The following is a 9,266-nucleotide window of genomic DNA, read 5'->3' on the forward strand; positions in this document are numbered from 1 at the left end:
GCCCGCCAGCCGCTACTTGCCCACAAGTTCATTGAGCTTGCCCGCCTCGAACTGCTCCTTGAGCGCGGCATCACACGGCACGCAGTCCTTGTTCTGCGGGTTGGTGGACAGCTTCTCGATGGCCTGCCACAACAGCGCAATCTGGTGCTCCTGCGACGAGGCGTTGTCGATCAGCCCGCGCATGGCCTGCGAGAGCGGGTCGTCCTCCTGCGTGATGCCGTAGGCTGTGAACTTGGGAGGCTGCTGGGGTTCGGTCACGTCGGCGCTCTGGCCTTCTTTGGACGGAATGATGCGCGCGGGGATGCCCACGGCCGTGGCACCTGCGGGCACAGGCTTGATGACCACGGCGTTGCTGCCGATCTTGGCGCCGTCGCCCACTTCAAAGCCGCCCAACACCTTGGCGCCAGCGCTCACCACCACGTTTTTGCCCAGCGTCGGGTGGCGCTTGCTGCCCTTGTACAGCGAGGTCCCGCCCAGCGTCACGCCCTGGTAGATGGTGCAGCCGTCGCCGATCTCGGCGGTCTCGCCCACCACCACGCCCATGGCGTGGTCAAAAAACACGCGCTCGCCAATCTTGGCGCCGGGGTGGATCTCGATGCCGGTGAGCCAGCGCGAGAAGTTGGAGATGAAGCGGCCCGGCCATTTGAGGCCGTTGTTCCAGCACCAGTGCGCGGGGCGGTGCAGCCAGATCGCGTGCAGGCCCGGATAACAGGTGATCACCTCCCATGTGCTGCGCGCGGCAGGATCGCGGTCGAGGATGCACTGGATATCGGAGCGCAGGCGGGCGAACATCGGTTCTTTTCGTTATGTGTTGATGGCCGCACAGTCTAGCGTTTCGCCTCTGCGGCCTCGATCATGGCTTTGGCGACACCTCTCAAGATGTGGATTTCTTCAGGGCTGAGCTGCGCGCGATTGAAAAGCTGGTTAAGGCGGGGCATGAGCTTCTTGGGTGCGGCGGGGTCCAGAAAACCGATGGTGGTAAGCGCCTGCTCCCAGTGGCCCAGCATGCCCGCTACCTGCGCGGCGTCGGCCAGGGCGCGCTGTGGTGTGGCATCCAGCACCGGGAACCCGCCCAGCGCCATGCGCCATTCGTAGGCAATCACCTGGATGGCGGCGCCGAGGTTGAGCGAGCCAAAGCCGGGGTTCGTGGGAATCGACAGTGCCACATGGCAGCGATAGACATCCTCGTTGGTCATGCCGAAACGCTCGGAGCCAAACAGGAAGGCGACACCCGCCTGGCGCACGGCCGCAGCTTCTGAAATATTGGTGTTTTTGGCCTCCAGCGATTGCCCATCAAGCGCTAATAGCTCTTTTTTTAATAGCAAATCGAAATGTTCCCGCGGCGCTGCCGTGGGTGGCCCGAAGTCGCGCGGGGTCATCGCCGTGGCGCACAGGTGGCTGATGCCGTCCAGCGCTTCATCCAGCGTTGCCACGATACGGGCGTTCTCCAGCACATCCAGGGCGCCACTGGCGCGCTGGATGGTTTCCTCGCGCCGCAGCACGTTGGCCCAGCGCGGGGCCACCAGCACCAGGTCATCAAACCCCATGGTTTTCATGGCGCGTGCGGCAGCGCCCACATTACCGGCGTGGCTGGTGTTGATCAGGACAAAACGGGTCTTCATGGAGCGGATGGACGGGAGGGGAAAAGCGGCCGGTTAGGCAAAAATGAGGCACTGCGGGTAAAATTCCGCCCTCTATTGTCGCCGCCCGCATCGCCGGGACTGGCCCGACCTCCCCGCTCATCCTGTACGCAGATGCCCGCGCCACCCTGGCCGCGCGCTGCCAACCACCACAATTTATGTCGTCCAACCTGCACCCCATGCTTAACGTGGCCATCAAGGCCGCACGCGCCGCCGGCGCCATCATCAACCGCGCGGCCCTTGACGTGGAATCGGTGCGGATCTCGCAAAAGCAGATCAACGACTTTGTGACCGAAGTGGACCACGCGTCCGAAAAAATCATCATCGAGACGCTGCTGACGGCCTACCCCGGCCACGGCATCCTGGCGGAAGAATCGGGCAGCGAATACGGCGCCAAGGATTCGGAATTTGTCTGGATCATCGACCCGCTGGACGGCACCACCAACTTCATCCACGGCTTTCCCGTGTATTGCGTCAGCATTGCGCTGGCCGTGCGCGGCAAGGTCGAGCAGGCCGTCATATATGACCCCTCGCGCAATGACCTGTTCACCGCCACCAAGGGCCGTGGCGCCTACCTGAACGAGCGCCGCATCCGTGTGAGCAAGCGCACGCAGCTCAAGGACTGCCTGATCTCCACGGGCTTCCCCTTCCGCCCGGGCGACAACTTCAAGAGCTACCTGAACATGATGGCCGACGTGATGCAGCGCACCGCCGGCCTGCGCCGCCCTGGCGCCGCCGCGCTGGACCTGGCCTACGTGGCTGCGGGCTTCACCGATGGTTTCTTTGAAACCGGCCTGTCGATCTGGGACGTGGCTGCAGGCTCGCTGCTGGTGACCGAGGCTGGTGGCCTGGTGGGCAATTTCACGGGCGAGGCGGATTTTCTGGAGCAGCGCGAGTGCCTGGCCGGCAGCCCCCGCATCTACGGCCAGCTGGTGCCTATCCTCTCCAAGTACAGCAAGTTTGCGAGCGCAGGCGACAAGGCGGCTGTGCGACAGGCGGCTGCGGCAGACGCACCTGTCAGCGCTGAAGCCGAGGCTGCAGCCGATGTGGAGCGCGACACCTCCGCCCCGCAGGCCGACGCCCCCAAGAGCGAAGACGCGCCGTTCTAAACCCATCCACCGCGCACGGCAGTTAGGCCAGCACACGATGACCAATGGTGAGATCTCCTAGCTGAACCGTGCAGCGGGCGAGACGCACACCAGTGCAGCCGTGCAAGGGCAGCCCCGCCGCACTGGCTGCGTCCCCCTTCCCGAATTGCGCAGCAATTCGAGAGAAGGGGGAAGCGACGAAGTCGCTCAGGGGGTTGTCCTTTATCCAGGGTCGGGATATTTCTCGGCGATGCTGCGGAAGTCTTCCGCAATGTCCACAAACGCGTCCACCATGTCCGGGTCAAAGTGCGTGCCTTTGCCGCGAATGATGGTGTTGCACGCCTGGTCGTGCGAAAACGCGGGTTTGTAGACGCGTTTGCTGATGAGTGCGTCGTACACATCGGCCACCGCCATCAGGCGCGCCGCCACCGGAATGGCATCGCCCGCCAGGCCCTGCGGGTAACCTGAGCCATCCCATTTTTCCTGGTGACTGTAGGCAATCTCTTTGGACAGACTCAAAAATGGCACCCGCATGCCCAGGCGCCGCTCTGCCTTGTCGATGGCGTTGCGGCCCAGGGTGGTGTGGGTTTTCATGATCTCGAACTCTTCCACGGTGAGCTTGCCGGGCTTCAGCAGGATGCTGTCGGGGATGCCGATCTTGCCGATGTCGTGCAGCGGGGCGGACTTGTACAGCAGCTCGATCATGCGGTCGTTGAGTACGTGTTCGAAGCGCGGGTGGTCGCGCAACCGCTCGGCCAGCACCTTGACGTACAGCTGGGTGCGGCGGATGTGGTTGCCGGTTTCATCGTCGCGCGTCTCGGCCAGCGAGGTCATGGCCATGATGGTCACATCCTGGATGGCCTGCACCTCCAGCGTGCGCATGGCCACCTCGCGTTCCAGGTAAGAGCTTTTGTCACGCAGGAAGTCCGCCGTGGCCTTGAGTGCCAGATGCGTGTTGACCCGCGCCAGCAGGATGGGCGGACTGATGGGCTTGGTGATGTAGTCCACCGCGCCCAGCGCCAGGCCCATGCGTTCGTCGTCCGGATCGGAACGGGCGGTGAGGAAAATCACCGGAATATCGCGCGTGGCAGGCAGGGCCTTCAGGCGCCGGCACACCTCATAGCCGTCCAGGTCCGGCATCATGATGTCGAGCAGGATCAGGTCGGGCGGTGCATCGGACTGGGCGATCTTGAGCGCCTTCTCGCCGTGGTTGGCCACCTTCACGACATAGTGCTCGCGCAACAGACTGCCCATCAGGGTGAGGTTGTCGGGCGTGTCGTCCACCACCAGCACCGTCGCAATGGGTTTTTCGACAAGGGTGGACTGCGGAGAGGCAAAGGGCGCGTTGTCCATGGAGGTTCCTGAGTGAGGTGCCGGTCAGTGAGGCGCGTGCGCGGGAGGTTCGTCCGTGCGGGGCGCAGCATGGATCACGGCCATGGCCTGTTCAAAATCAAAATTCAGTGTATGCATCTCCACCACCTTGAAAGCGCTTCCCAGCACAGATTGGAGCAATGCGGCATTGTGTTGGAAAAACTCGCAGGCTGCAGGATCGTCGTGTTCCAGAAGGTCGCACAGCGCCTGCAAGGCTTGCGCAGGTTCCAGTGGCTGCGGCGGTGGCCCTGCAGCGACTGAAACCGCGCCGTTGCCTGGCGGCACCGGGGTTTGTGGGGTTTGCGTCCATGCCTGCAACGGCTCCAGCACCGGGTTCAGGGCGGCGCCCAGCGCCGCCAGCAGGCCGCCGATGACGTCAATGCCGCCTTGTCCGCCCCGGATGGTCTGCTCCAGCATCCGGGCATGGGCAGACACATCCAGTGCCCCGATGTTGTCCGCGACCGAGCGCAGGGTGTGCGCCAGGCGCTCTGCCAGCACCATGTCCCCCGTGCGCGTGGCCTGCTCCAGCTCGGCCAGCACGCCTGACTGCCCGCGCACAAACCTGCGCAGCATTTCGGCATAGAGATCGGGCTTGCCCAGCGCCCGCTGCAGGCCCAGGGCGGTATCCAGGCCGGCGATGGCAGGGAAAACGGGCGCGGGGCCCGCATCGGCACCAGGCGGTTCCACCCGCGCAAACATCGCGCCCGAAGCCGGTGCGTGTGCCGCAGGCATCGCCCCCAACCCGGGCCGCGGCCGAATCCAGCGGCCCAGGGCGGCCCAGAGTGCCGCAGGCTCGATGGGCTTGGCCACATGGTCGTTCATGCCCGCGGCAAAGCAGCGCTGGCGGTCTGCTTCCATGGCGTTCGCAGTCATGGCCACAATGGGCAGTTGGGCATGGCGCGGGTTGCTGCGCAGCCGCCGCGTGGCGGTTTCGCCGTCCATCACGGGCATCTGCATGTCCATCAGGACCACGTCGTAGGCCTTGCGCTCGATGCAATCGATCGCCGCCTCGCCGTTCTCGGCCACGTCCACCGCGAAACCGGCGTCCCGCAAAAGCTCCACGGCCACCATCTGGTTGAGTTCGTTGTCCTCCACCAGGAGCACCGAGGCACCCCGGATTTCCAAAGGCAATTGCTCGGCAGCCGGTGCGGTGGCCACCACGCGGCGGGGTGCGGCGGGCGCGTGCTCCAGCGGCTGCATCAGCGTGTCGAACAGCAGCGACGCATTCACCGGCTTGATCAGTACGGTGTCGATCCCCTGGAGCCGCGCGGCACGCATCACATCTTCGCGCCCGTAGGCGGTGACCATCAGCATCTTGGGCACCTGCGCCATCCCCAAGCCCTTGATATGCCCTGCGAGCTGGATGCCGTCCATGCCGGGCATGTGCCAGTCGAGCAGCAGCAGGCCAAACGGCTGATGCCGCGCCATGGATTCACGCAGCCGGTCCAGCGCCTCCAGCCCCGAATGCGCCTGCTCCACGTCAAAGCCCATGGACGTCAGCATGTCGGACAGCACCGTGGCGGCCGTCTGGTTGTCGTCCACCACCAGCACGCGGCGGCCGCGCAGATCGGGCGGTGGCAGCAGCACGCGCGCCGGGGCGCCACGCTCCAGCGGCACGGTCACCCAGAAGGTGGAGCCCTGCCCGAAAATGCTTTCCACCCCCACCTCTCCGCCCATCAGCTCCGCCAGGCTCTTGCAGATGGCCAGGCCCAGGCCCGTGCCGCCATAGCGGCGGGTGGTGGACGTATCGGCCTGCTGGAAGCTCTGGAACAGGCGCCCCATCTGCTCTGGCGTCAGCCCGATACCGGTGTCACGCACCTCAAAGCGCAGCAGCACCCGGCTGCCTTCAGACTCCATAAGCCGCACGGCGATGCTGATCTCCCCGCGTTCGGTGAACTTGATCGCGTTGTTGGCGAAGTTGATGAGGATCTGCCCCATCCGCAGGGAATCCCCGATAAGGTTGGGCGGCACATCCGGCGCCACATCGCAGACCAGCTCCAGCCCCTTGGCACCGGCCTTGTAGCCCACCACATCCGCAACACTGTCCAGCATGTGGTCGAGCGCAAAGGGGTGTTTTTCAACCACGAGCTTGCCGGCCTCGATCTTGGAGAAATCCAGAATGTCGTTGATGACGCCCAGCAGGTGCTGGCCTGCCTGCTGGATCTTGCTCACGTAGTCGTGCTGGCGGTCTGACAGGCCCGACTTGAGCGCAAGGTGCGACATGCCGATGATCGCGTTCATGGGCGTGCGGATCTCGTGGCTCATGTTGGCCAGGAAGTTCGATTTGAGCGCGGTCGATTCCTCGGCCAGCTCCTTGGCACGGCGCAGCTCCTGCTCGGCGCGCTGCCGGTCGGTGATGTCCACAAACGTGCCAATCGCCCCCCCTGGGGATCCGTCCGCCCGCGAAAAACCATGCAGCCAGAACAGCGTGTGGTGCACCTCGCCATCGGCATACGGCAAGTCCACTTCCTTGTGCACGGACTGGTCGCCGTGCAGTGCCTCCCGGGCATCCGCGTCAAAACGCTCACGGTCGGCAGCGGGCAAGAACCCGAGGTCCAGCACCGTCTTGCCGATCAACGCCTCGCGCTGCACCCCGAAGGCCTGTTCATACGCGCGGTTGAAACCGATATAGCGGCCTTCGGCATCCTTGTAGAACAGGGGCACGGGGATGGCGTCAATCAGGGCCTGCTGGAAATCCAGCTGCTCGGCGACACGGGCCTCCAGCAGCTTCTGGTCGTGGATGTCCACATTCACGCCCACCACACGCACGGCACGGCCTTCGCCGTCGCGGAAAATGCGCGCCGCCGAAAGGAACCAGCGCTCCTCGCCATCCGGCCGCACGATGCGCCACGAATCACGAACATGCAGCGCATCGCCCGACACGGCTTGCGCGAACAGCGCGCTGGCGCGCTCACGGTCCAGCGGGTGCAGCATGTCCTCCCAGTCCTTCTGCGTGCGCCGCTGGGTGCCCGGTGGCAGGCCAAACATGGCCAGGATCTTGTCGCTCCACAGCACCTGGTTGCTGGCAAGATCAATATCAAACACGCCGATCTTGCCCGCCTCCTGGGCCAGCTCCAGCCGGTCTCGGGCCTGCTGCATGGCGATCTCGGCCTGCCGCTGCTCGCTGACATCTTCAATCACCCAGATCGACGCGCTGGCAAACCCCTCCATCTGCAGGCTGCGGCCTGCCAGGCGGGCTTCAAACCGCGTTCCGTCCAGGCGGTACAGCGTGGTGGTTTCCCGCACGGGCTGGCCCGCAAACAGACTGGGGCCAACGTGTTGCTTGAAACTGTCCCACTGGCGCGCCCCGCCAAACAGTGCCCCCACGCCCTGGCCCAGCAATTGCGAAACGGTGCCTCCCATGAGCTCCACAAACGCGGGGTTGAACTGGCGAAACTGCCCATCGCACAGCAGCACGATAGGCGGCGCGTTGTCGAAGATGGCCGTCTGCTGCTCCAGCAACTCGTTGAGCAGGCGCTCGCGCCGCACCAGCTCGGCCTGGGCCTGAATGCGCCCGGATACATCTTCGTGCAGGCCCACGATGGCGATGCGCTTTCCGGCTGCATCAAAGACGGGCGACAGCGTGGCCTCGTCATGGTAGATGCCTCCGTCCTTGCGCCGGTTGACGAAATGCCCCTGCCACGATTGCCCCGAAAGCAAGGTCGCCCACATCTGCTGGTAAGTCTGCGCAGGGGTCTGCCCGCTGGCCACCAGCGACGGTTTCTTGCCACGCACTTCGTCCAGCGTGTAGCCGGTGTTGCGTTCATATTGGGGATTGACCCAGTCAATCCGGCCATCGCCATCGGTGATGACCACCGATACAGGACTGTTGCCCAGCGCGGCACCCAGCACCCTGAAGCGTTCCATCGCGGCACGCACCCGTGCACGACTGCGCAGCAGGTCCAGCAGCAACAATCCAAGCAGACAAAGCGCCACAAACGCACCGCCCGCCAGCTTGGCCCGCTCATTCCAGGGCAGGAGCGCGCTCACATCGTCCAGCATCACCAGCTGCCACTGGCCTCCCGGATCGTTCCAGTCCACCTGGCGCCGCTCGACCGCGTGCGGCGTGCCGTCCAGAAAGACGTCCTGCGCGTCGGGCGTAAAGGGCAGCGACGAGGCCACGCCGTTGTCAAAATGGCTGCCAAACTGGCGTGAAGCGCGGATCGCATCAATGCGCGCCTGCGTGAGCGGGGGCGCCACGGCAAACAGCCATTCAGGCCGCGTGGAAGAAAACGTCACCCCCTGGGGCGACAGCAGCACCGTGGGCATGCCCGTGCGCCGCAGCACCTCGTCAAACAGTTCAAAGCCCACCTTGAACATGACCACGCCCACGATGCCGCTCGAAGGGGTGTCGCTTTCATACAGCGGCGCGGCGTAATAGAGGCCCCGCTCCTGCGAGTTGCTGCCGATGGCGGCATACACGCTGATGGCACCGTTGACCGCCTGCTGGAAATACGGCCGGAAGGAAAGGTTCATGCCCGTGGAGCGCCGGCCAGCCGTCTCGTGGGCCACCACCGTGCCGTCACGGGACATCACATACACACCGTTCACCAGGAAGCGGCCGCGCGCCACACTCAGCCGCGCAAGGGCCTGCGGGTCATCAGGCGCAAGCTCGCCCAGCGCCATGGCTTTGAGCAGGGGCTCGCTCAGGCCCAGCAACGACACGGCGCCCAGCATGCCACCGCCGGTGATGCGGGTCTGCAGGGCATCCACCGTCTGCTGCAGCAATTGGGAGCGTTCGGTGGCACGCTCAGCGCCCTTCCAGTGCATGGCAGCCAGCACCACCAGCCACGCGCCCGCCAGCGCCAGGGCCACCACCAGCAAAACGCCATGCACGCCCGGGCCCTTGCGGGCAGGCATCTTGTCCAGAAACCCGCCCGCGCCTTCACCGGCCCGCTTCACACCCGGCTCCCGGCCGCGCGCGTGCAGCAGTTCATCCGGCGCATGCAGTAGATCACCGGGCTAGGGCAGTGAATGCAACATCGCATGGATGTCCTCCACCGGCCCCGGCCGCCCAAACAGATACCCCTGAAACCCCTCGCACCCGTGCAGCCGCAAAAACGACAGCTGCCCCGTCGTCTCCACCCCCTCGGCCACCACCTCCAGGTCCAGGCTCTTGGCCAGCGCCAATATCGTGCGCACGATCGCCGCGTCGTTGGGGTCGCTG

6 protein-coding genes are annotated in these 9,266 nt (G+C 65.0%); 1 reads left to right on the forward strand and 5 read right to left on the reverse strand.

Annotated elements, in window-relative coordinates; translation table 11 throughout:
• Window positions 1-12 precede the first annotated feature (12 nt).
• Window positions 13-792 carry a serine O-acetyltransferase gene (cysE, locus tag KYG_RS21440; protein ID WP_008907034.1) on the reverse strand — a complete coding sequence of 260 codons (780 nt, stop codon included), beginning with the start codon at window positions 790-792 and terminating at the stop codon, window positions 13-15.
• Window positions 793-827: 35 nt separating this feature from the next.
• The gene (locus tag KYG_RS21445) at window positions 828-1,622 is read right to left on the reverse strand and encodes an RNA methyltransferase (RefSeq protein ID WP_008907035.1); all 795 of its coding nucleotides are present in this window, start codon (window positions 1,620-1,622) and stop codon (window positions 828-830) included.
• Between the two features lie 176 nt (window positions 1,623-1,798).
• On the opposite strand from KYG_RS21445, the gene KYG_RS21450 reads away from it, so the two are divergent.
• Window positions 1,799-2,749, forward strand: coding sequence for an inositol monophosphatase family protein (locus tag KYG_RS21450; RefSeq protein ID WP_008907036.1), 951 nt, complete (start codon window positions 1,799-1,801; stop codon window positions 2,747-2,749).
• Window positions 2,750-2,950: 201 nt separating this feature from the next.
• Here the strand turns inward: KYG_RS21450 and KYG_RS21455 are convergent, their stop codons facing one another.
• From KYG_RS21455 to KYG_RS21465, 3 genes are all read right to left on the reverse strand, one after another.
• A complete protein-coding gene (locus KYG_RS21455; protein ID WP_008907037.1) occupies window positions 2,951-4,081 on the reverse strand; it encodes a two-component system response regulator in 1,131 nt (376 codons plus the stop codon).
• Between the two features lie 24 nt (window positions 4,082-4,105).
• Entirely contained in the window at window positions 4,106-9,001 is a 4,896-nt protein-coding gene (locus KYG_RS21460) for a PAS domain S-box protein (RefSeq protein WP_008907038.1), read from the reverse strand.
• A gap of 60 nt (window positions 9,002-9,061) precedes the next feature.
• Window positions 9,062-9,266, reverse strand: a 205-nt coding sequence (locus KYG_RS21465; RefSeq protein ID WP_008907039.1) for an EAL domain-containing protein, incomplete at its 5' end; no start/stop codon positions are given.

It is taken from the genome of Acidovorax sp. NO-1 (assembly GCF_000238595.1).
In the GTDB taxonomy this organism is placed as follows: Bacteria; Pseudomonadota; Gammaproteobacteria; order Burkholderiales; family Burkholderiaceae_C; genus Acidovorax.